Annotated in this window: 22 protein-coding genes; 11 read left to right on the forward strand and 11 right to left on the reverse strand. The window is 73.9% G+C overall.

Going from position 1 to position 21503, the window contains the following annotated elements:
* The first annotated feature begins 18 nt into the window (after positions 1–18).
* The 4 genes from VK501_RS00605 to VK501_RS00620 are packed head-to-tail and all read left to right on the forward strand — an operon-like array spanning position 19 to position 4663.
* Positions 19–1518 (forward strand): fused MFS/spermidine synthase, encoded by a 1500-nt coding sequence (locus VK501_RS00605; protein WP_324333563.1) that lies wholly within the window; start codon positions 19–21, stop codon positions 1516–1518.
* Positions 1515–2666, forward strand: a complete 1152-nt coding sequence (locus tag VK501_RS00610; RefSeq protein WP_324333565.1) for a low temperature requirement protein A — start codon at positions 1515–1517, stop codon at positions 2664–2666. The genes VK501_RS00605 and VK501_RS00610 overlap by 4 nt, the downstream gene beginning before the upstream one ends.
* Before the next feature lie 36 nt (positions 2667–2702).
* Positions 2703–4178: a DHA2 family efflux MFS transporter permease subunit gene (locus VK501_RS00615; RefSeq protein WP_324333567.1), complete on the forward strand. Its 1476-nt coding sequence runs from the start codon at positions 2703–2705 to the stop codon at positions 4176–4178.
* Entirely contained in the window at positions 4175–4663 is a 489-nt protein-coding gene (locus tag VK501_RS00620; RefSeq protein WP_324333569.1) for a MarR family transcriptional regulator, read from the forward strand. Before VK501_RS00615 ends, VK501_RS00620 begins: the two co-directional genes overlap by 4 nt.
* Positions 4664–4992: 329 nt before the next feature.
* On the opposite strand, the gene VK501_RS00625 is transcribed toward VK501_RS00620, so the two are convergent.
* The 4 genes from VK501_RS00625 to bioB form a co-directional block, all read right to left on the reverse strand.
* Positions 4993–5394, reverse strand: a complete 402-nt coding sequence (locus VK501_RS00625; RefSeq protein ID WP_324333571.1) for a VOC family protein — start codon at positions 5392–5394, stop codon at positions 4993–4995.
* Positions 5391–6089 carry a dethiobiotin synthase gene (gene bioD, locus VK501_RS00630; protein ID WP_324333573.1) on the reverse strand — a complete coding sequence of 233 codons (699 nt, stop codon included), beginning with the start codon at positions 6087–6089 and terminating at the stop codon, positions 5391–5393. Before bioD ends, VK501_RS00625 begins: the two co-directional genes overlap by 4 nt.
* 18 nt (positions 6090–6107) lie before the next feature.
* Positions 6108–7349, reverse strand: a complete 1242-nt coding sequence (bioF, locus tag VK501_RS00635) for an 8-amino-7-oxononanoate synthase (RefSeq protein WP_414641033.1) — start codon at positions 7347–7349, stop codon at positions 6108–6110.
* Between the two features lie 97 nt (positions 7350–7446).
* Positions 7447–8661: a biotin synthase BioB gene (gene bioB / locus VK501_RS00640; RefSeq protein ID WP_324333578.1), complete on the reverse strand. Its 1215-nt coding sequence runs from the start codon at positions 8659–8661 to the stop codon at positions 7447–7449.
* A 100-nt stretch (positions 8662–8761) separates the two neighbouring features.
* On the opposite strand from bioB, the gene VK501_RS00645 reads away from it, so the two are divergent.
* Together VK501_RS00645 and VK501_RS00650 are read left to right on the forward strand one after the other, a co-directional pair.
* Complete coding sequence (locus tag VK501_RS00645; protein WP_324333580.1) at positions 8762–9148, forward strand: response regulator transcription factor; 387 nt, start codon at positions 8762–8764, stop codon at positions 9146–9148.
* A 69-nt stretch (positions 9149–9217) separates the two neighbouring features.
* On the forward strand, positions 9218–9913 hold the full coding sequence (locus tag VK501_RS00650; protein WP_324333582.1) for a GNAT family N-acetyltransferase: 696 nt from the start codon (positions 9218–9220) through the stop codon (positions 9911–9913).
* A 15-nt stretch (positions 9914–9928) separates the two neighbouring features.
* Here the strand turns inward: VK501_RS00650 and VK501_RS00655 are convergent, their stop codons facing one another.
* The 3 genes from VK501_RS00655 to VK501_RS00665 are packed head-to-tail and all read right to left on the reverse strand — an operon-like array spanning position 9929 to position 11771.
* Positions 9929–10747 (reverse strand): SEC-C metal-binding domain-containing protein, encoded by an 819-nt coding sequence (locus VK501_RS00655; protein ID WP_324333584.1) that lies wholly within the window; start codon positions 10745–10747, stop codon positions 9929–9931.
* Positions 10747–11538, reverse strand: a complete 792-nt coding sequence (locus tag VK501_RS00660) for an enoyl-CoA hydratase/isomerase family protein (protein WP_324333586.1) — start codon at positions 11536–11538, stop codon at positions 10747–10749. Before VK501_RS00660 ends, VK501_RS00655 begins: the two co-directional genes overlap by 1 nt.
* Before the next feature lie 20 nt (positions 11539–11558).
* Entirely contained in the window at positions 11559–11771 is a 213-nt protein-coding gene (locus VK501_RS00665) for a biotin/lipoyl-binding carrier protein (protein ID WP_324333588.1), read from the reverse strand.
* 424 nt (positions 11772–12195) lie between these two features.
* Between VK501_RS00665 and VK501_RS00670 the strand changes: the two genes are divergently transcribed.
* Positions 12196–12993 (forward strand): lysophospholipid acyltransferase family protein, encoded by a 798-nt coding sequence (locus VK501_RS00670; RefSeq protein ID WP_324333590.1) that lies wholly within the window; start codon positions 12196–12198, stop codon positions 12991–12993.
* A gap of 35 nt (positions 12994–13028) precedes the next feature.
* Positions 13029–14684, forward strand: a complete 1656-nt coding sequence (locus VK501_RS00675) for a PQQ-dependent sugar dehydrogenase (protein ID WP_324333591.1) — start codon at positions 13029–13031, stop codon at positions 14682–14684.
* Positions 14685–15077: 393 nt separating this feature from the next.
* Here VK501_RS00675 and VK501_RS00680 read toward each other — a convergent pair whose 3' ends face one another.
* The gene (locus tag VK501_RS00680; RefSeq protein WP_324333593.1) at positions 15078–17378 is read right to left on the reverse strand and encodes a hypothetical protein; all 2301 of its coding nucleotides are present in this window, start codon (positions 17376–17378) and stop codon (positions 15078–15080) included.
* 220 nt (positions 17379–17598) lie between these two features.
* On the opposite strand from VK501_RS00680, the gene VK501_RS00685 reads away from it, so the two are divergent.
* The gene (locus tag VK501_RS00685; RefSeq protein ID WP_324333595.1) at positions 17599–18195 is read left to right on the forward strand and encodes an NAD(P)H-dependent oxidoreductase; all 597 of its coding nucleotides are present in this window, start codon (positions 17599–17601) and stop codon (positions 18193–18195) included.
* Here the strand turns inward: VK501_RS00685 and VK501_RS00690 are convergent.
* Positions 18192–19079 (reverse strand): N-acyl homoserine lactonase family protein, encoded by an 888-nt coding sequence (locus VK501_RS00690; RefSeq protein WP_324333597.1) that lies wholly within the window; start codon positions 19077–19079, stop codon positions 18192–18194. The genes VK501_RS00685 and VK501_RS00690 overlap by 4 nt on opposite strands.
* Positions 19080–19109: 30 nt before the next feature.
* Here VK501_RS00690 and VK501_RS00695 point away from each other — a divergent pair, with 30 nt between their 5' ends.
* Positions 19110–19697 (forward strand): hypothetical protein, encoded by a 588-nt coding sequence (locus VK501_RS00695; RefSeq protein ID WP_324333599.1) that lies wholly within the window; start codon positions 19110–19112, stop codon positions 19695–19697.
* Positions 19698–19718: 21 nt separating this feature from the next.
* On the opposite strand, the gene VK501_RS00700 is transcribed toward VK501_RS00695, so the two are convergent.
* The gene (locus VK501_RS00700; protein ID WP_324333601.1) at positions 19719–20222 is read right to left on the reverse strand and encodes an SRPBCC family protein; all 504 of its coding nucleotides are present in this window, start codon (positions 20220–20222) and stop codon (positions 19719–19721) included.
* Complete coding sequence (locus VK501_RS00705) at positions 20222–20542, reverse strand: metalloregulator ArsR/SmtB family transcription factor (protein ID WP_324333603.1); 321 nt, start codon at positions 20540–20542, stop codon at positions 20222–20224. The genes VK501_RS00700 and VK501_RS00705 overlap by 1 nt, the downstream gene beginning before the upstream one ends.
* A 112-nt stretch (positions 20543–20654) precedes the next feature.
* Between VK501_RS00705 and VK501_RS00710 the strand changes: the two genes are divergently transcribed.
* The coding region (locus VK501_RS00710) for a VOC family protein (RefSeq protein WP_324333605.1) at positions 20655–21503 on the forward strand (849 nt) is incomplete at its 3' end.

Below are 21503 nucleotides of genomic sequence, written 5' to 3' on the forward strand. Positions count from 1 at the left end.
ACCGCGTACCCTCGTGGCGTGGACGATCGCCGTTCCGTCGCGCTCGTGGCCGCCGTGGTGGGCGCGGCCTCCCTGGGCGCAGAGATCGCCGCCGCGCGCCTGCTGGCGCCGTGGTTCGGCGCGTCGACGATCGTGTGGGCCAACACGATCGCCACCGTGCTGGTCGCGCTGAGCGGCGGCTACTGGGTCGGCGGCCGGCTGGCCGACCGCGACCCGACGTTCGCCGGCCTGTGCCGCCTGGTGCTCGTGGCCGCGGCGCTGATGGCCGCCGTGCCGTTCGTCGCCGGGCCGTTCCTGCGAGTCTCGGTCGACGCCCTGGACTCGGTGCAGGCCGGGGCGTTCGTCGGCTCGCTGCTCGCGGTGCTCGTGCTCATCGCCGCGCCCGTGCTGGTGCTCGGCTGCGTCGCTCCCTACGCGGTGCGCCTCAGCGTCCGCACGCTCGAGGAGGCCGGGCGCACCTCCGGCCGGCTGTACGCCATCTCCACGCTCGGCTCGCTGGCCGGCGTCTTCCTGAGCGCGCTCGTGCTGATCCCGTTCCTCGGCACCCGCCGCACGTTCCTCGTCTTCGCGCTGTCGCTCGGCCTCGTCGCGGCGCTGGGGCTGCGCCGCCGGGTGGCCGGCGTCGCGCCGGCGCTCGTCCTGCTGCTGATCGCGCTGCCGACCGGGACGGTCAAGGCGACCTCCCAGGGCCACGTGATCTGGGAGAGCGAGACCGACTACCAGTACGCGCGCGTCGTGCAGGCCGACGACGGCGAGCGCCGGCTCGAGCTCAACGAGGGTCAGGCGGTGCACTCCGTGTACACGCCCGGCCGGTGGCTGACCGACAACTACTGGGACGAGCCGCTCGTGTTGCCGTTCGCCGCGAACGCCGCCGGGGCCCGCTCGATCGCGATCCTCGGCAGCGCCGCCGGCACGGTCGTGCGCGCCTACGGCCACTTCCATCCGGCCACGCGGATCGACGCGGTGGAGATCGACGGGCGGCTGACCGAGGTGGGGCGGAGGCTGTTCGACCTGCGGGCGCCGCACCTGCGCACGCACGCGGCGGATGCGCGCCCGTGGCTGCGGGCGACCAAGCAGCGCTTCGACGTCATCTACGTCGATGCCTACCGCCAGCCGTACATCCCGTTCTACCTGGCGACGAAGGAGTTCTTCGCGCTCGCCAAGTCGCGACTGAACCCGGGCGGCTCGGTGATCGTCAACGTCGGCCATCCCGCGGACTCGCCGCGGCTCGAGCAGGTGCTCTCGGCGACCATGGGCTCGGTGTTCGGCCACGTCGTCCGCGATCCCGCCCAGGACGTCAACACCCAGCTCATGGCCTCCGACGTGCCGCTGAGCGCCGGCCGCCTGCGGGCCGCCGCCGCGAGGATGGACCCCGCGCTCGCGCCCGTGGCCGAGGCGGCCGCCGACCGCCTGGCGCCCGCGCTGCGCGGCGGCCGGGTCTACACCGACGACGTCGCGCCGGTGGAGTGGCTGATCGACGCCTCGATCGTGCAGGTCGCCGCCGAGGGGTCGCGGTGACCGCGGCCGGCGCGCCGGCGGCGCCGACGAGCGAGCGCGTCACGACGCTCGAGCTCTTCTTCGACCTCGTCTTCGTCTTCACCATCACGCAGCTGAGCGCGGTGCTCGCGCACGACCTGAGCTGGGAGGGCATCGCCCACGTCGCCGTGATGCTCGGGCTGATCTGGTTCATGTACGGCGGCTACGTGTGGCTGACGAACGCCATCGCGCTCGACGAGCCGCTGAACCGGACCCTGCTGCTGGCCGGGATGTGCGGGTACTTCATCCTCGCCCTGGCGATCCCGGGCGCGTTCGACGGCAGCGGGCTCACGTTCGGCATCGGCTACCTGCTCGTCGTGGGCGTCCACGCGTGGCTGTTCGCGCGTGCCGGGGGAGCGGACGCGGCGCACGCGATCCTGCGGCTCGCGCCGTCCAACGTCGGCAGCGCGGCGCTCGTGCTCGTCGGCGGCGCGATCGGCGGCACCGCGCAGATCGTCCTGTGGTCGGTGGCGTTCGTCGCCGAGTGGGTCGTGCCGAAGATCGTGGGCAACGACGACTTCGACGTCGCGCCCGCCCATTTCGTCGAGCGCCACGGGCTGGTGGTGATCGTCGCGATCGGCGAGTCGGTCGTCGCCATCGGGATCGGCGCGGCGGAGTTGGCGATCGACGCCGAGCTCGTCCTCGTGGCCGTGCTCGGGTTGCTGCTCAGCGCGGGCCTGTGGTGGACGTACTTCGGCGGCGACGACGAGCGCGCCGAGCGGGCGCTCGCCGCGCTGCCCAGGCGGGAACGGGCGCACGCCGCGCTCGACGCGTTCGGCTACGCGCACCTCGCGCTGCTGCTGGGGATCATCTGCCTTGCCGTCGGGCTGAAGAAGGCGACCGGGCACGCGTACGACCCGTTGGGGACCGGGCCGGCGCTCACGCTCGCCGGCGGCGCGGCGCTGTTCCTGCTGGGTGACGTGTGGTTCCGGGCCGTGCTGCACATCCGGCGCTCGGCTCCGCGGGCGCTGGGGGCGCTCGTCGCGCTGGCGACGATCCCACTCGGCACGGAGGTCGCGGCGGTCGCCCAGGTCGCCGCGCTCGTGGCGGTGGTCGCGGTCGCCGCGATGGCCGGCGCGCCAGGGCGGGCGTCCGCCCGGCGACTCGAGGCGCGCGCCGCGATCTCTTGACGCCGAAACATTCGTTGTCTAAACTTTAGGCAACGAATGACTTCCTCCCCCTCTGCCGCACTCCCCGCCCCGCGCATCGAGCCCCACGTCTGGCGGATCGCGATCGTCGTGATCCTCGGCGCGATCATGTCGGTCCTCGACACCACGATCGTCAACGTCGCGCTCGACGACCTCTCCAAGGACCTCAACAGCTCGCTGGACTCCATCCAGTGGGTCATCACCGGCTACCTGCTCGCCCTGGCCGCGGTGATCCCCGTCACCGGCTGGGCGGCCCGGCGCTTCGGCGCGCGCCGGCTCTACCTGATCTCGCTCGTGCTCTTCACCGCCGGCTCCGCGGCGTGCGGGCTGGCGTGGTCGTCCGGCTCGCTCGTCGGCTTCCGCGTCCTGCAGGGCATCGGCGGCGGCATGTTGATGCCCATCGGGCAGATCATCCTCGTCAAGGCCGCCGGTCCGCGGAATCTGCCGCGCGTCATGGGGGCCATCGGCATCCCGATCATCCTCGCGCCGGTCTTCGGGCCGACCATCGGCGGCCTGCTGCTCGAGCACGCCGGCTGGCAGTGGATCTTCCTCGTCAACGTCCCGATCGGCGCGATCGCGCTGAGCGTCGCGCTGCGGCTGCTGCCGCACGACACGCGGGAGGAGGCCGGGTCGCTGGACGCGATCGGCCTCGGGCTGATCGCCACCGGGCTGGTCGGCGTGACCTACGGGCTCGCGCAGAGCGGCACGGCGGGCTCGCTGCTGGCGTCGTCGGTGCTCGTCCCGGTGCTCCTCGGCGTCGCGCTGATCGCCGCGTTCGTGATGAGGGCGCTGCGGATCCCGGCGCCGCTGCTGGACGTCCGGCTCTACGCCGACCGCGCGTTCGCGGCGGCCTCGGTGACCACGTTCTGCCTCGGCGCCGCGCTGTTCGGCGCGATGATCCTGATGCCGCTGTACTTCCAGACGGTCCGCGGCGAGGACGCGGTGACGACCGGCCTGCTGCTGATGCCCCAGGGCATCGGCGCCGCGATCGCGATGCGGCTGTCGGCGCGGGCGACGGAGAACTGGGGCGGCGGGTTGACCGCGCTGGGCGGCGGGATCGTGACCGTGATCGCCACCGTGCCGTTCGTGCTGATCGGTGCCGGGACGTCGTACTGGATCATCGGCGCGGCCATGGTCTTCCGTGGGTTCGGCATCGGCATGTCGATGATGCCGTCCATGACGGCGGCATTCGCTGTGCTCCGTCCCGACCAGATCAGCCACGCGTCGCCGCAGCTCAACGTGCTGCAGCGCGTCGGCGGCTCGATGGGCACCGCCATCCTGTCGGTCGTGCTGGGCAGCCACCTGGCCTCGGCGGGCGGGTCGGCCTCGGGCGCGGCGGACGCGTTCGGCTCGACGTACTGGTGGGTGCTCGGCGTGACCGCCGTGGCGCTGGTGCCGACGGCGCTGCTGGCGGTCGTCGAGCGCCGGGCGCGCGGCGCGGGCGCCGAGGCCGCCGCGGAACCGGCGGCCGAGTTCGGCCTGGAGGCGGCATGAGCGCCCGCGGCGACGAGCCGGCAGGCGCCGTGGGGGCGGCTCAGGCGCCGGAGAACGCCGGCACCGAGGACGTCCGCCTGGCGTTCATCGAGCTCCTGGGCGCCGAGCGCCGCGGCCGCGCCCGCGACCAGAAGTGCGGGCCGGGCGAGCTCACCCAGACCCAGATCCGCGCGCTCTTCAAGCTCGACAGCGCGGGTGAGTCGACGGCCGGCGACCTCGCCAAGGCCGCCGAGCTGAGCCCTGCGAGCGTCTCGGCGATGCTCGACCACCTCGAGCGCGACGGGATCGTCGAGCGCAGCCGCTCCGCCTCGGACCGTCGCGTCGTCGTCGTGTCGCTGACCGCCTCGGGCCGGGCGCTGCTGGCCGAGAAGCGCGAGCGCTGGCGCGCCCGCGGGCGCGAGGCGCTGGCGGGCGTGTCGCAGAAGGACCTCCACGCCGCGGCGGACGTGATGCGCCGCATGGCGGCGATGCTGGACGACTTGTAGGGCTTCGTGGGGTCCGGGTCGTCTGACCCCTGATGTGGGGGGTGAGACGACGCGGACCCGGGCGGGGGCGGTGGTGGCGCCGGCGCGGTTGGCGCTCCGTTCGGGCGCCGGTGGCGGTGCGCGGCGGGGTCTGAGGGCAGTGACAGGGAGGTTGGCGGGGGCGCGGGCGCCGCGGGTCCTCCGCCGAGGTCCGGGTCGACTAACCCTTGATATGCAAGGTTCGGGCAACCCGGACGAGGTCCGGGTCGCCTGGTGAGGAATTATTGGTGACGAGCCGACCCGGACCACCCGGGCCCCGGCGCCCGCGCCCGCGCCCGCGCCGCCCGCCCCTAACGCTCCGCGTACGAGATGAACTCGACCAGCGACCCGTCCGGGTCGCGGAAGTACACCGACAGCCCCGGACCGCCCGCGCCGTTGCGCGGGACGGGCCCGATCTCGACCGGCACGCCGCACGACGCGAGGTGTGCCGTCGCCTCCTCCGCCGTTCCGGGCCAGACGAGGCACAGGTCCGCCATGCCCGGCTGGGCGGGGATGCGGGCGACGGGGGTCGGCTCCATGCCGGGGCCGTGGACGTTGAACTGGATGTCGCCGAACCGGTAGCGCCAGCGGGTGGGCGGTGGCTCGTCGAGGCGCACGAGCTCGGCGCCGCAGACGTCGCGGTAGAACGCGTTGGACCGTTCCCAGTCCGAGACCGCGATCACCACGTGGTCCAGCGTGATCCCGTCGTTCACGGAGACGCATCATCTCCCAGCCAGCGGGCCAGCGGCAAGGCGCTGCCCGCCGCGGCGAGCTCGGCGCCCCCGAAGCCGGCCACGCGCCCGAGCTCGACGACCTCCACGCCGCCGAGCGCCTCGATCGTCGCGCGGTTGGACGCCTCCATCGGCGTCGGGTCCTGCGGCCAGGGGGAGAGCACGACCGCGCGGACGTCCAGCCCGGCGCCCCGGGCGGACTCGAGGGTCAACAGCGTGTGGTTGATCGTCCCCAGCCCCGGGCGCGCGACGACCACCAGCGGCAGCCCCAGCTCCACGGCCAGGTCCCGCACCAGGTAGCCGTCGGACGTCAAGGGCACCAACAACCCCCCGACGCCCTCGGCGATCAGCGTCCCGCGCTCGGCGCCGGTGCGCCGGGCGGCCTCCGCCAGCGCCCCGGGCTCGATCGCGACGCCGGCCAGCTCGCCCGCCAAGTGCGGCGAGACCGCCGGGCCGAACCGCAGCGGCGCGACGTCGGCGGGCGCCATCCCGGCGCACCGCGCCAGCAGCTCGTGGTCGGCCGGCTTGCCCGGCTCCGGCTCCTCGTCGAGCCCGGTGACGACGGGCTTGAACGCGCCGACCCGGACGCCCCGCGCGGCCAGGGTCGCCACGAGCACCGCCGCGACGACGCTCTTTCCGACCTCCGTGTCGGTGCCGGTGACGAAGAGCCCGCGCACGGTCGGCCGGGCCGGTCCTCAGGCCGCCGCCGCGGCCGTGTCCTCGCCCGCCAGCGGCGCGACCACCCGCTCCTCGGGATGGCCCGCGGGCTGCGCCGCGGCGACGGGCACGCCCGCGCCGGGCCGGAAGCCGGCCTGCAGCGCGGCGCGCCCGAGCGTTCGAGCGGCGGCCCGCAGCTCTTCCCGCGTGTGGGTCGCCATCAGCGCCAGGCGCAGCCGCGACGTGCCGTCGGGCACGGTCGGCGGCCGGATAGCCTGGGCGAAGACGCCGCCCTCGATCGCGGTCTCGCAGACGCGCATCGCCAGGTCGGCGTCGCCGACCACCAGCGGCACGATCTGCGTGGAGGAGCCCGCGACCTCGAAGCCCTCGCGCGCCAGCTCGTCACGGATCGCGTCCGCGTTGGCCTGCAGCCGGTCGACCATCTCCGGATGCTCCTGGAGCACCTCCAGCGCCGCCAGGGCGGCGGCCACCGCGGGCGGCGGCAGCGCGGTCGAGAAGATCAGGGAGCGCGCGCTGTTGGTCAGGTAGTCGCGCATCTCCGCGCTGCACGCCGCGAACGCCCCGTAGGCGCCCAGCGCCTTGCCGAGCGTGCCGACCACGACGTCGACGTGGCCCTCCAGCCCCGCGTCGGCCACCGCGCCGCGGCCGCCCGGGCCCAGGCAGCCGGTCCCGTGGGCCTCGTCGACGACGGTGCGGACCCCGTGCCGGTGCGCCAGCTCCACGATCTCCTCCAGCGGCGCGACGTCGCCGTCCATGGAGAAGACCGAGTCGGTGACGATCACGCCGGCGCGGTGGTTGGGCGGGCCGAGCTTGTGGCGCAGGCCCCAGGCCAGGTGCTCGACGTCGCAGTGGTCGTAGACGAAGGTCTCGGCGCGCGCGAGGCGGCAGCCGTCGATGATCGAGGCGTGGTTGAGCTCGTCGGAGAAGACGACCGACCCGGAAGGCCCACCCGCGCCGCCGAGGCGCGCCAGCGCGCCCACGACGCCGAGGTTGGCCAGGTAGCCCGACCCGAACAGCACCGACGACTCCGTGCCCTTGAACGTCGCCAGCGCCTCCTCGAGACGCCGGTGGATGGTCATCGTCCCCGACACCAGGCGCGACGCGCCGGCGCCCGCGCCCCAGCGCATCGCCGCGTCCGCGGCCGCCTCGCGCACCCGCGGGTGGTCGGCCAGCCCCAGGTAGTTGTTGGAGCACAACAGCAGGACGGGCCGGCCGTCCAGCACCACGCGCGACCCCTGGGGCCCGCTGACGTGGCGCATGCGCCGGTAGAGCCCCGACGCGCGGAGGTCGTCCAGGCGGGCTTCGATGTCGCTCACTGCGGCGGGGTCGCTCGCGCTCGGCTCGTGCTCGTCGCGCTCAGTGCCCGAACGGCATGCCGGAGAGCTCGGCTGGCTCCGCGGGCTTCTCGCCCGGCCACCGGTTCGGCGCACCGTCGGGCCGCGGCGGGATCTTGTCCTTCTTGGCGTAGCGCAGCTGCGCCGCCGGGTCCCAGGTCGTGATCTTGATGGGTGGGTGGGCCGAATTCTCGGCCTCGGCCAGCGTGTCGAGGTAGTCCTCGACGAGGTCGGGCGTCTCGCCCTCCAGCCAGCCCGACCGGTTGTCGGGGCGGGGGTTGGCGCCGTTGTCCTCGAAGCGGTTGATGTTCAACCCGAGGTCGGTGAACATCCTGCGGTCGTCGGCGGGATTGGCGTTCAGCGTCGTGAGGAAGTTGCCCATCATCACGCCGTTCAGACCCGCCTTGACGGCCAGCGGCTGCAGGTCGCCGAGGTTCTCGACGCGCCCGCCGCACAGGCGGAACAGGGCCGCGGGCAGGATCAGACGGAAGATCGCGATCCACTTCACGACCTCCCACGGGTCCATGTAGTCGCGGTCGCCGAACTTCGTGCCGGGGCGCGGGTTGAGCAGGTTGATCGGCACCGAGGTCGGGTCGATCTTCGCCAGCTCGAAGGCCATCTCGACGCGCTGGGCCCGCGTCTCGCCGAGGTTGAGGATCCCGCCGACGCAGGTCTCCAGCCCGGCCTCGCGCACCGCGTCGATCGTCCGCAGGCGGCCCTCGTAGCGCACGGTCGACGAGACCTCGGGGTAGTAGGACTCGGCCGTCTCGACGTTGTGGTGGACGCGCTGGATCCCGGCGTCCTTGAGCGCCTTCGCGCGGTCGACCGACATGTGGCCGACCGATGCGCAGCGCTTGAGGTTCGTCTGCTCGGCGACCATCCGCGCCCCTTCGAGGATCTTCTCGAAGTCGCGCTTGGACAGCCCCTGGCCCTGCGTGACCATGCAGAAGCGGTGCGCCCCCGCAGCCTCGGCGGCCTTGGCGTGCTCGAGGATCTGCTCGGGCTCCATCATCGCGTGCATCGGCGTCTCTGCCTCGGCGAAGCGCGACTGCGCGCAGAAGCCGCAGTCCTCGGCGCAGCCGCCCGACTTCGCGTTGACGAGCGAGCACATGTCGGTGGAGTCGCCGAAGCTCTCCTGCCGTGCCTCCCAGGCCCGGTCGACGAGGGCGAGGATCTGCCCGTGATCCTCGACCTCTCCCAGGCGGGCGGCTTCTTCGCGGGTAATCAGCGGCGGCATGTCCCGGCACAGTAGGCACGCGACCGGACGGTCGTCCGAGCGACGATCCACAGAAGTGGGGATGGCGCAGAAGCGCTCACCGTCCGATGATGTGGAGGACGTGGCTGCCGCCGATCCGATCCGTGTGCTGCTCTGCGACGACGCCGAGGGCTTCCGGGCCCTGATGCGCTCGTCGCTGGCCGACGACCCCTCGATCGTGGTCGTCGGGGAGGCTGCCGACGGCGTCGAAGGGGTGGAGGCCACGGCCGACCTGCAGCCCGACGTCGTCCTGCTCGACATGTCGATGCCGCGCATGGGCGGCCTGCAGGCGATCCCGAAGATGCGTCACCGCGCGCCCGGCACGTCGATCATCGGCCTGTCGAGCCTGAGCGCCGCCCGGATGGCCGGCCCGTCGATCGAGATCGGCGCCCACTCGTACCTGGAGAAGGGCACCGGCCTGGACGACATCCGCGCCGCGATCCACGAGGCGGCGGACCGCCCCTCCTAGGCGCCCGGCGAGCTCAGCAGCGGGTCGGAGGACGTCGTCGGCAGGCCGATCGCTAGCGTTCGGGCCGCGATGGACGACAGGGAGCTGGCGCGGAGATCGATCCGCGGGTTCGGGGAGATGGTCGCGACGCTGGGCGGCGACGGCGCCGTGCGCCGGCCGGACGCGATCGGCGCCAACGTGGGCGCGGCGATCGACAACCACTGGATCGACGCGGCCGTCGTGCCGCTCGACGGCGCGACGCCCGCGGACGACCCGGAGCTGCCGCACTCGCTGTGGACGGTGGCCGCGACGGCGCCGGGGCGCGTCGAGGAGCCCGGGATCGCGATGCCGTGCCTGGGGCTGGCGCTCGATGACCTCGACGCCGGCGCGCCGGGACGCGCGGTCGACGTCGAGGCGCCCTCGCTCGCGGTCGTCGGCGCGGTCAACGACCGCGCCTACGGCCGGGTCGACCAGCTCGAGCCGCTCGTGTCCGCGCTGCGCGACGACCGGATCCGGACGCACGGCCTGCGCGTCGACGGCGAGATCGCCTGCGTGACGCTGACGCTGGCCGTGGACGACGACGTCAGCGTCCAGTACGTCGCGACCGAGCAGCGCGCGCGCCGCCGCGGCCTCGCGAGCGGGCTGCTGCTCGCGGTCCTCGCCGCCGAGCGCCAGCGCGGCATGCGCACCGCGACCTTGCAGGCCAGCCCGGACGGCCTGCCGGTCTACGAGCGCCTCGGCTTCCGCCGCGTGGCGCTGCTCAGAGCGTTCCTGCGGCCCGCCTGACCCAGGAGCCCCGCCTCACCGCCCGCAGCACTTCTTGTACTTCTTGCCAGAACCACACCAACATGGCTCGTTGCGGCCCGGCGGCCAGGGGATCGCGCCGCCCTCCTGGGCGATCTCGTAGGCCACGCGCGCCCGGGCCTCGGCCGCCTCCTCGTCCAGGCCTTCGGCGGCGGCGCGCTCGCGCACCATCTCCACCGTCAACGGCACGACGACGGGGCGCCGCGGGGCATTGGGGGCGATCGCGCGCATCCGGCGGTCCAGCTCCAGCGCGTACCCGGCGTGGCCGTCGTCGCGCCAGTCCTCGGCGAAGCCCGGCCACGCCTCGACCGCCAGCGCGAACTCGATGGCCGAGAAGTACGGGGTCGCGACCGGCGTGTCGACGCCCTGGGCGGCGGCGCGCGCGAGGGCCAGGCGCGCGGACTCGTCGATCGCTCCGGGCGCAAGGCCGGCGTCGGTCAGCGCCCGGGTGCGCTCCGTCACGATCTGGCGCAGCGTCTCGCCGTCGGCGGCCCCGCGCAGGGCCAGCTCCAGCGCCTGGGCGAAGAGCTCGGCGGCCACCGCGGGCTCGTCGGCCTCGGCGTGCGCGCTGCCGGCCAGGAACGGGACGGTCGGGTCTGCCGGGTGCTCGCGCTCCAGCGCGGCCCAGATCGCGTCGGCCTCGGCGCGACGGCCCGCGAGCACGTGCATCCAGGCCACGTGCCAGCGCTGGTCGTCGCCGGTGAGCTGCTCGAGCTCGGCGAGGACCTCGATCGCCTCGTCGTAGCGGCCCGTCTTCTCGAGCGTGTCGACGCGCGCCTCGAGCGCCTCGACCTGCTTGGCGGAGGCGCGGGCCATCAGCGGCCCTGCCAGCGGGCGGGCCGCTTCTCGCCGAAGGCCTTGACGCCCTCCTTGAGGTCGTCGGAGGCGAAGCAGGCCTTGCGCAGCGCGATCAGCTCGGCCTCGACGTCCGGCGCCAGGGGGCCCTCGGCGGCCAGCAGCGCGCGCAGCACGCGCTTGTTGCCGCGGACCGACAGCGGCGCGTTGGCGGCCAGCTCGGCCGCCCAGTCCAGCGCGATGCTCTCGAGGTCCTCGGCTCCGGCGACCTCGTGCAGGAGGCCCCACTGACGCGCGGTGCGCGCGTCGACGTTGCGGCCGAGCAGGAAGAGCTGGCGCGTCCGCGGCTCGCCGATGGCGCGCAGGAAGCGGCGCAGCCCGGTGTGGGAGTAGACGAGCCCGAGCTTGGCCGGCGGCATGCCGACCATGATGCCGTCGCGCGCGACGCGCAGGTCGCAGGCGAGCGCGAGCTCCAGGCCGCCGCCGATCGTGTGGCCCGGCAGCGCCGCGACGGTCGGGACGTCCGTGGCGTCGAGCGCGTCGATCGCGCTGGTGAACGGGTGGGCGACGAGCTTCTCGGCCTCGGCGGCGAAGACGTCCTCGGGGATGTCGCCGATGTCGTAGCCCGAGGAGAACATCCCGTGCGCGCCCGTGAGGATCACGCAGCGCGTGCCGTCGTCTCCGGCCGCGCGCACCGCCGCCGCGATGCCGTCGAGGATCGCGTGGTCCAGCGCGTTGCGCTTCGCCGGGTTGGAGATGGTGAGGCGCCGGACTCCGTCCAGCGGCTCGTCGATCAGCAATTCGCCCGCCATTCGCGGCGGGAGGCTAGTCGCTACTCCAACCGGACGAGCGTGTCGCCCTCGTTCACGGCCTGGCCCTCCTCGCAGAGGATCTCCTTCACCGTGCCCTCGTCCTCGGCCTCGACCGGCATCTCCATCTTCATGGACTCGAGGATCACGACGGTGTCGCCCTCCTCGACCTTGTCGCCGACCTTGCATTCGATCTTCCACACGGTGCCCGTGATGTGGGCTTCGATGTCCGGCACTGGTCCTCCTCGTCGAGCGGGTGCGTCGCGCGTGGAACATAGGCCGGAGACCGGACGGTCACCCGGTCCTCGACCGATGGGCGGAACATCCACCCCGATGTTCCGACCGGCTGGCGATTGAGCCGACGGCCTTCGGGGCGCATCATGGGGACAAGTGATCGACCGGGGGACATCGCAACAGCGCACTCCGTCTCCTCCTGCGACGACTCGCAGTTGTGCCGGACGATCGCCGCTCCCTGGCTCGGCTTGACCCACCGGCCGGGAGCACACGTGGGGACCATGCGCCGCACCGAGGAGGGACAGCCTCGGTGCGGCGCACCCCGCGTGGACCTGCGTCGCGGCGCGGCTCCGCAACGGTGACGCATCGGCGCGCCTCGGACCGGGGTACCATGCCGCCACGCATATCCGGGCTGGTGGAGAGAGCATGGCCGAGCAGGACAAGCTGGTGGCGATGAAGGAGCAGGTCTACACGGACCCGCGGCCCTCGACGTACTTCGACCGGTTCCACGAGCGTGCCCGCACGCGCGAGCCCGACTGGGTCTACGAGGCGGTCCGCGCGACCACGCTCCTGTACTCGTGGGCCTTCTTCCGCGCCCGCTGCATCAGCACCGACAAGGTGCCGCCGACCGGGCCGGTCATCCTCGCGCCCAACCACTTCTCGTTCATGGACCACTTCTTCGCCGCGGGAGCCATCCGGCGCAAGGTGCAGTTCATGGCGAAGTCCCAGCTCTTCGCCCCGCCGGCGCAGTGGATCTACACGCACGGCGGCGTGTTCCCCGTGCGCCGCGGCGCGCGCGACGAGAGGGCGATCACGACCGCCACGACGATCCTCGAGCGAGGAGGCTGCCTGGCGATGTACTGCGAGGGCGGGCGCTCGCGCACCGGCAAGCTGGCCGACGAGGCCAAGCCGGGCATCGGCCGCCTGGCGCTCCAGACGGGCGCGACGGTCGTGCCGGTCGCGATCCACGGCTCGTCGAAGGTGCGCAACTGGAAGCGCCTGGAGTTCCCGAAGGTGACGATCCAGTTCGGCGATCCGTTCCGCTACGAGAAGCTGGCCGACCCGACGCGCGAGCAGATGCGGGCGACCGCCAACGAGATCTTCGACGGGATCAAGGTGCTCTACGCCGGTCTGGAGGCCCACGGGCGCCGCGGCGTCGTGGCGCGCGTGCGCGAGGAGCGCCGGGCGGCCCGGCGCTCGGGCAAGCGCACCGCGACGGCCTGAGGTTCGCGGGCGCCCACCCGGGTAGAGAGGGCCGCATGAACCTCCGGGCAGGGCTCGCCGCGGCCGCGGTCGCGGCCACCGCCACGGCGGCAGCGGCGGGAGCGCTCGGGGTGGCGCCCGCCGGCGCGGCCGTGACGCTCCAGCAGGTCGGCACCTTCGCCGCGCCCGTCTACGTGACCGCGCCGCCGGCCGACGTCACGCGCGTCTTCGTGGTGCAGCGCGGCGGGCGGATCGCCGTCGTCCGCGGCGGCACGAGCTCCACCTTCCTGGACCTCGGCGCGCGGGTGAAGTCGTCGGGCAGCGAGCAGGGCCTGCTCTCGATGGCCTTCGCGCCCGACTACGCCACCAGCCGCAAGTTCTACGTCTACTACACGGCGCCGCCCGCGACGGGATCGACCGGCTCCGACCTCGTCGTCAGCGAGCTGCGCGCCACCGACGACGAGCACGCCGACCCCGGCACGGAGCGCACCGTCCTGCGCATCCCGCACCGCAGGTTCGACAACCACAACGGCGGTCAGCTGCAGATCGGCCCCGACGGCCTGCTGTGGATCGGCACCGGCGACGGTGGCGACGGCAACGACTCGCTCGGCAACGCCCAGAAGGTCGACCCGGCGTGGAACGACGCGGCCGCCGGGCACGACGCGCGCCTGGGCAAGCTGCTGCGGGTCGATCCCGCGCCGGGCGACGGCTGCGACGGGGGCTGCACGATCCCGGCGGGCAACGCGGGCCTCCCCCAGCGCGAGATCTTCGCCTACGGGCTGCGCAACCCGTGGCGCTTCTCGTTCGACCGGGCCACCGGCGACCTGACGATCGGCGACGTCGGCCAGAGCACGTGGGAGGAGGTCGACTTCGCGGCCGCGCCCGGTCGCGGCGCCGGCGCGAACTACGGGTGGAACGCCTTCGAGGGCGCGCACCCGCTCGGCAGCACCGCGCCGGCCGGAGCGGCGCCGGGCATCACGATGCCCGTGCTCGAGAAGTCCCACGCCGCGCCGGACTCGTTCGTCTCGCTCGCCGGCGGCTACGTCGTGCGCGACCCCGCGCTGCCGGACCTCGCCGGGCGCTACCTGTACGCCGACACCTACGGCGGCACGATCCGCGCCGCCACGCTGGCGCCCGGCGGCGCGACCGGCGACGCGAGCACCGACCTGCACGTCCCCACGCTGGTGTCGTTCGGCGAGGACGCCTGCGGCCGGGTCTACGCGGTCTCGCTCGACGGCCCGGTGTCCCGCCTGGCGCAGAGCGGCGCGTGCGTGCCGGCGCCCGGCAGCCCTGCCGCGGCCGCCCCGGCCACCCCCGGCGGGCAGGCACCGGGCACCGATCGGACCGCGCCGGTGCTGCGTCTGCGCGCGGCGTCGCGCCAGCGCCCATGGCGCACCGGCGTCGTGCGGCTGCGCGTGTCGTGCGACGAGGCCTGCGACGTGCGCGTCGGCGGCACGTTCGTCGTCACGCGCACCAAGAACGGCGCCGGGGCGGCCGTGGTCTCGCGGGTGACCATCTCGACCGCGAAGGCCACGCTCGCGGCCGGTGCAGCGGTCTCCGTCAAGGCCAAGGTCAGCGCCCGCACCCGCCGCCCGCTGCTGCGCTCCTTGCGACGCCACCGCCGGGTCACGCTGCGCTTCACGGTGACCGCGCGCGACAAGGCCGGCAACGGGCGGACGAGTACGGCGCGGTCGCGGGTGGTGCTGCGGTAGGGGTGAGGGGCGGCGGTGACGCTGGCGTGTGGCGTTCAGCGCGGTCGCGGGGGTGCCCCGGGGGCTGGTTCGGGGCAGTGACGAGAAGGCGTGAGCGGTGGCGCCGCCGGGTGCGGTCGTCCGCGGGCGCCGGCGCGCCCGGCGTGGTCTGCCGGGCGTCCGCGCGGAACGCCCTCGACGCTCGCGGCGCCCCCGCTGGCACATCGAGGGACGACTGAATCTCGCTGTACGAGATTCAGTCGTCCCTCGACGCGCGCGCCCCCACCCGACGCGGGCGCCCCCACCCGACGCGGGCGCCCCCCACCCGACGCGGGCGCCCCCACCCGACGCGGGCGCCCCCACCCGACGCGGGCGCCCCCACCCGACGCGGGCGCCCCCTCCCGCCCCGCGTCCCTACCGCCGCACGTCCTCGCAGTCGGGCATGACCTCGTCGGTGGCGTCGGCGAAGACGGTGTCGTTGCCGTCGCCGCAGGAGACGCGGTCGAAGCCGCCGCCGACGACCTGGATGCGGTCGTCGCCCTCGTCGCCGGCGATCGTGTCGTCGTCGAGGTTGCCGTAGATGGTGTCGTTGCCCGGGCCGCCGTTGATGGTGTCGTTGCCGCGGTCGCCGGTGATCGAGTCGTCGCCCTCGTTGCCCAGGATGCTGTCGTCGTCGCCGCGCCCGTGGATGGCGTCGTCGCCGGGGCCGCCGTGCAGCTCGTCGTCGCCGTTCTCGCCGTCGACGTAGTCGTTGCCGCCGTTGCCGTAGAGCACGTCGTTGCCGTCGTTGCCGAACAGCGAGTCGTCGCCCTCGCTGCCCAGGAGCGTGTCGGGGCCGGTCGTCCCGAAGATGTTGTTCGACGGCGGTGGCGCGTCGGACGCCGGCTCGGCCGGCACGGGCACGACGGTCTCGCAGCTCCTGAGGCTGTCGCGCGCCGGCGCGTCCTGCTCGACGTAGACGGTGTCGCGCCCGGTCCCGCAGTCGACGTAGTCCCTGTCGCCGTCGGCGGCGCGCACGGTGTCGGCGCCGCTGCCGGCCGTGACGACGTCCACGCCCGGGCCGGCGACGAGGTCGTCGGCGCCGTCGCCGCCGGAGAGCCGGTCGTCGCCCGAGCCGCCGTCGACGCTGTCGGCGCCCTCGGAGCCGTAGAGCGTGTCGCGGCCGGCGTCGCCGGTGATCGTGTCGTTGCCGAGGCGCCCGAAGATCGTGTCGCCGCCGGTGCCGCCGTCGATCGTGTCGTTGCCGTCGCCGCCGTCGATGCTCTCTCCGCCGGGCCCGCCGCGGATCGTGTCGTCGCCCTCGTCGCCCTGGATGACGTCGGTGCCACGGCTGCCGTCGATGTAGTCGTTGCCCGGTCCGCCGTCGAGCAGGACGTCGTTGCCCAGGCCGCGCTCGATGATCGCGTCGTTGCCGTCACCGCCGCGCACCACGTCGTCGCCGTCGCCGCCGTCGAGGCTGTCGTCGCCCGCCGAGCCGTCGATCTCGTCGTTGCCCGTGCCCCCGTTGGCGTAGTCGTTGCCCGGGCCGCCGTCGAGGATGTCGTCGCCGGCCTGGGCGAACAGCCGGTCGTCGCCGTCCTCGCCGAAGAGCTTGTCGTTGACGGCGCCGCCGTCGAGCGTGTCGTTCCCCGCGCCGCCGTAGAGCAGGTCCGAGCCGCGCCCGCCGAGGCTGGTGTCGTCGCCGCCCAGCGCGTCGATGCGGTCGGCTCCGCGCGTGCCGGTGAGCCGGTCGGGGCCCTCGGTGCCGGTGATGAGCCCGACGCCGGGCTGGACCGCGATCGCGGTCGGATGCGCGCCGCTGACCAGGCGCTCGGACTTCAGCTTGCGGAACGAGAGCGCGCTGAGGACCGAGATCGTCCCCGCGTGCTCGTCGGCGACGTAGATCCGCACGCCGTCGGGCGCGACCGCGGGATGGCCGGGCCCGGTGCCGGTCGCCAGGCGCTGCGTCACCTTCCCGGCCGCGAGGTCGAAGACCGCCGTCGCCCGCGAGGCCGCCCCGGCGCCGACGATCACGCGCTTGCCGTCATTGGTCACGGCCACGCCGCCACCGGGCCCGCGCGCGGTGTCGATCGTCCGTCCGAGCTTGCCCGCGGCCGTGTCGATCCGGGTCAGGCCCGCGCCCTTCTTCGTCACGGTCGCCGCGTAGGCGCTGCGGCCGGTCGGCGCGAAGGCCACGCCGGTGACGCCCGCGAGCTTCAACCGGCGCACGCCGCCGCCCAGCAGGTCGACGATCGCGATCCGCTTGCCGTCGAGCGCGACGACCGCCTTCGTCGCGTCGGCCGAGACCGCCACGGCGGCGGGCTTGCGCGCCTGCGCGCCGAGGTCGGCCGAGCGCATGACGGTCAGCGCGACCGGGTCGATCACGTCCAGCGCTCCCTTGCGCACCGCGGCCAGACGCGCGCCGTTGGCGCTGATCGCCATGGCCGTCGGCGTGCCGGTCAGCGGCACGGCGCCGGTCCGGGCACGGCCGTTGAGGTCGATGGCCACGACGGCCGCGCCCGCGGCGACATACCCCTTGACGCCGTCGGGCGCCACGGCCACGGCGCGCGCCCGGCCGGAGACCGGCACACGGGCGACCAGGCGGCCCGAGGAGACGTCGACCAGCGTGGCGTTGGCGTCGCCGGCGGCAACGAGCAGCACGCGCGCGTGCGCGGACGGGACGACGGCGGCGACGGCGGCGAGCGAGAGCAGGAGGGAGAGGGCGGAGCGACGCATCCGAGCAGGAACCCCGGCGGGACGGTGAAGGTTCCGGTGCATCGGCGGATTCCGGGGCATCGGTGTCGCGTTTCGGCGGTGGTCGGCGGCTCGCGTGAGACCCAGCCCGCGGGACCGGCTGGCGCTGACGCGTGGCCTGTGGCTCGGCGGGGCGCGGCCTCGAATCCCCGTTGTCCGCGCATCTCGGAAGGCGCGAAAGCGCGGGTAGCCTCGTGCGTCGATGCCCACGCTGAAGATCATCGTCGCGAGCACCCGGCCCGGCCGCGCCGGCCTCCCGATCGCCGAGTGGTTCCGTGATCGCGCCGTCGCCCACGGCGGGTTCGACATCGAGCTCGTCGATCTCGCCGAGGTGAACCTGCCGTTCATGGACGAGCCCCACCACCCGCGGCTGCGCCAGTACCTCCACCAGCACACCAAGGACTGGAGCGCGACGGTCGACGCCGCCGACGCGTTCGTCTTCGTCGTCCCGGAGTACAACTACGGGTTCAACGCACCGCTGAAGAACGCCATCGACTTCCTGCACGAGGAGTGGCAGCACAAGCCGGTCGGCTTCGTCAGCTACGGCGGCGTCGCGGCGGGCACGCGCGCGGTGCAGATGACCAAGCAGGTCGTCACGACGCTGAAGATGCTGCCGCTCGTGGAGGCGGTCAACATCCCGTTCTTCCCGCAGTTCATGGACGACGAGGGGCGCCTGCAGCCCAACGAGATCATGGAGCTCGCGGCCGACGCGATGCTCGACGAGCTGGTGCAGACCGAGCAGATGCTGCGCACGCGGCGGCCGCCCGCCGCGCGTCCTGAGGAGTCGGAAGCCGCCTAGCGCACCGGGTACACGGGCGCCAGCGCCGGCCACGTGGCGGCGTCGTGCCCCGTGACGACCGGCGCGCCGGGGTGGGCGGCGATCCAGTCGCGCACGCGGTTCAGCGACGCGCGGTAGGGGCCGTCGCGCCACGTGAGCACGGGGAGCAGATCCTCGTCGATCGTGCGCTGCGCGTACGCGGCGTCACCGGTGAGCAGCATGTCGGTGCCGTCGTCCAGGCGGAGCGCGACGGAGCGGTGCCCGGGCGTGTGTCCCGGGGTCGACAGCAGCCGGATCGTGCCGTCCCCGAGCAGGTCGACCTCGTCGGCGTCGCCCGGCAGCGTCCGCCATTCCTGGGTCGCCGGGAACAGGTGGGGGAGATAGCCGTCGGTGATCCGGCCGCGCCGGGCGGCCGCCCACTCGCGCTCGTCCACCACGACCGTCGCGCGCGGGAACTGCGACAGGCCGCTGGCGTGGTCGTAGTGCAGGTGCGTCATCACGATCAGCGCGATGCCGGCGGGGTCGATCCCGCGCTCGCGCAGCTGCGCGGGCACCGCCCACTCGGGCCGCATGTCGATCGTGAACGCGATCTTGGCCAGCCGGCCCAGCGCCGCGCCGACGTCGGTGGCGACCTGCTCGTGCATACCCGTGTCGATCAGGATCGGCCCCGCCTGCGGGTGCTCGATCAGGAACGCGGGGATCGGGACCCAGAACCACTGCGAGCGCGGGCGGTGCAGGCCCATGCCGCGGATGATCGCGAGCGGCCCGGGGCCGGCGGGCCGCGCGTAGAAGTCCGGCATCGCCTTCATCTCCGCCGTGCGCAGCGGGTGGACCCGTACGCCGCCGCCGGCGCGTGTGCCGCCGGGCAGCGGGAGGTCGGCCGGGCGGGGCGTCGGATGCTCCATGGCGCAGACCGTACTTGTAGGGTCCGCGGCGTGCTCGACGTGCTGCGGCCAGGGGTCCTCGACGGCGTGACGATCTGCGTCGCCGGCGGCGGCGCGCCGCTGGCGGCACGGGTCGCGCAGCTCGGTGCCACGGTCGTGGCGCTGGCCGCCGACCTCGACGACGAGGACGCCGTCGCGGCGCAGGTCGCGACGCTGGGCGCGATCGACGTGCTGGTGGTCGACGCGGCGACGCCGTTCCTCGTGGCGGGCGGCGGCATGGCCGCGCTGCGCACCGCGGTCGACGGCGCATGGAACGCGGTCCGCGCGACGGTCAACGCGCGGTGGACGGGTGAGGGCGCGCAGGGCGGCAAGGTGATCCTCGTGGCGCCGCGCGCCGACGCCGGCGAGCATGCGACGGCCGTCGGCGCCGCGCTGGAGAACGCCGCGCGCACGCTGTCGATCGAGTGGTCGCGCTTCGGCGTCCGCACCACGGCGCTCGTGCCCGGTCCCGCGGCGGCCGACGAGGAGCTCGCCGAGCTCGTCGCGTTCCTGGCCTCGCCGGCGGGCGACTACTTCAGCGGCTGCGCGTTCACGCCGGGCGGCGGCCCGGCGCCGGCGCCGGCGCCCGCGACCACCTGAGCGGCCGCGGGCGCCCGCGGGTCACTTCGGCCCCAGCGCCCCGCCGGTCTCCAGCACCGACTTGAGGTCGCTGAGGACCCACGCCCAGCCGCCGCCCGCGCCCTCGGCCTCCAGCCCGCCCGAGAGCAGCTGCGCCAGCCCGGGCGCGCCGTCGAGCTCGTGGGTCACCGTGAGCTTGGTGCCGGCCGGCGTCTCCTGGATCTCGTAGGTCAGGCGCGTGAACCCCTCGGCCTCGAGCGAGGGATCCATCAGCATGCGCCAGGTCTGGACCAGCCGGTGGGGCGGATCGGCCTCGATGACCTCGCCGTCGACCGCGACCTCCGGGCCGCCGTGGGCGCGCATCGCCTCGCTGGCCAGCGCGCGGAACGCGCCGCCGGGGCGCAGGTCGTACTCGACGTCGCCGCCATAGCCGTACTGCCGGGACCACTCGGGCTGGGTGATGGCGTCCCAGATCGCCTGGGGCGTCGCCTTGATGTACACGCGGTAGACGTGGGTCGTCACGCCGGTCTGGGTCGTCTCGGTCATCAGTTGTCCTCCAACTCGCTCTTGAGGTTGACGAGCGCCGACACCCGGCGCTCGGTGTACTTGTCGATCCACCGGTCGTGGATCAGCCGGATCGGCACCGGGTTCAGGAAGTGCAGCTTCTCCCGGCCCGACTTCCGTGCGACGACGAGCCCCGCGTCCTCCAGCACGCGCAGGTGCTTCATGACCCCGAAGCGCGTCATCTCCAGCTCGGACTCGAGCTCCTTGAGCGTGCGGCCGTCACGCGCGAAGAGCAGGTCGAGCAGGAAGCGCCGCGTCGGGTCCGCGAGGGCCTTGAACACGCGGTCGTCGTCATCCGTCATGCGCCCAAGATAGGTGACTAAATGGTCACATGTCAAGGGAAGTGGCGAACCGTTGTGCGCGGCGCTATGATTGCGGCCGCAACTATTTCTCCATCCCCGGTCGGAGGCGACCATGCAGCTGCAGGGCATCCATCACATCAGCGCCATCACCGGCGACGCCCAGCGGAACCTCGACTTCTACACGCGGATCCTGGGCCTGCGACTGGTCGCCAAGACCGTCAACCAGGACGACCCGACCGTCTACCACCTGTTCTACGCCGACGAGGCCGGCTCGGCGGGCTCGGACATCACGTTCTTCGAGTACCCGAACGCCCGGCCCGGGCGAGCGGGCAACGGCATGGTGCACCGGATCGCGCACCGTGTCGCTTGCGCTTCGTCCTTGGACTTCTGGGCCGAGCGGCTGGGTGGCGAGGGCGTGCCGACCTCGCGCGTGGATGGCGCTCTGCGCTTCTACGACCCGGAGGGGTTGGCGCACGAACTGGTCGTGGTCGAAGTGCCGGACGCGCCGCTTCAGGCGCGCTCGACCGAGGTGCCCGACGAGCACGCCCTGCAGGGCTTTCACGCCGTCTACGCAGCGGTCGCCGATACGCGGCGCTCGGCGGCGGTGCTGACCGACGTGCTGGGTGCCGTGTCCACTGGCGACGACGCGTTCTCGGTGCGTGGCGACCGGCGCGGCAGCCTCATCCGCTTCGAGGGCGGCGGCGGGCGCGGCTTCGGCGGCGCTGGCACGGTCCACCACATCGCGTGGGCCGCGACGCTGGACGAGCACAGCGCATGGCGCGAGCGCGTCGCAGCCGCCGGCCTGCAGATCACGCCCGTCATCGACCGCTTCTACTTCCGGTCGGTCTACTTCCGCGAGCCGGGCGGGATCCTCTTCGAGGTGGCCTCGCTCGGCCCGGGCTTCGCGACCGACGAGCCGCGGGAGACGCTGGGCGAACGCCTCGCGCTGCCGCCGGACTTG

Source organism: Baekduia sp., assembly GCF_035318805.1.
Classification (GTDB): Bacteria; Actinomycetota; Thermoleophilia; order Solirubrobacterales; family Solirubrobacteraceae; genus Baekduia.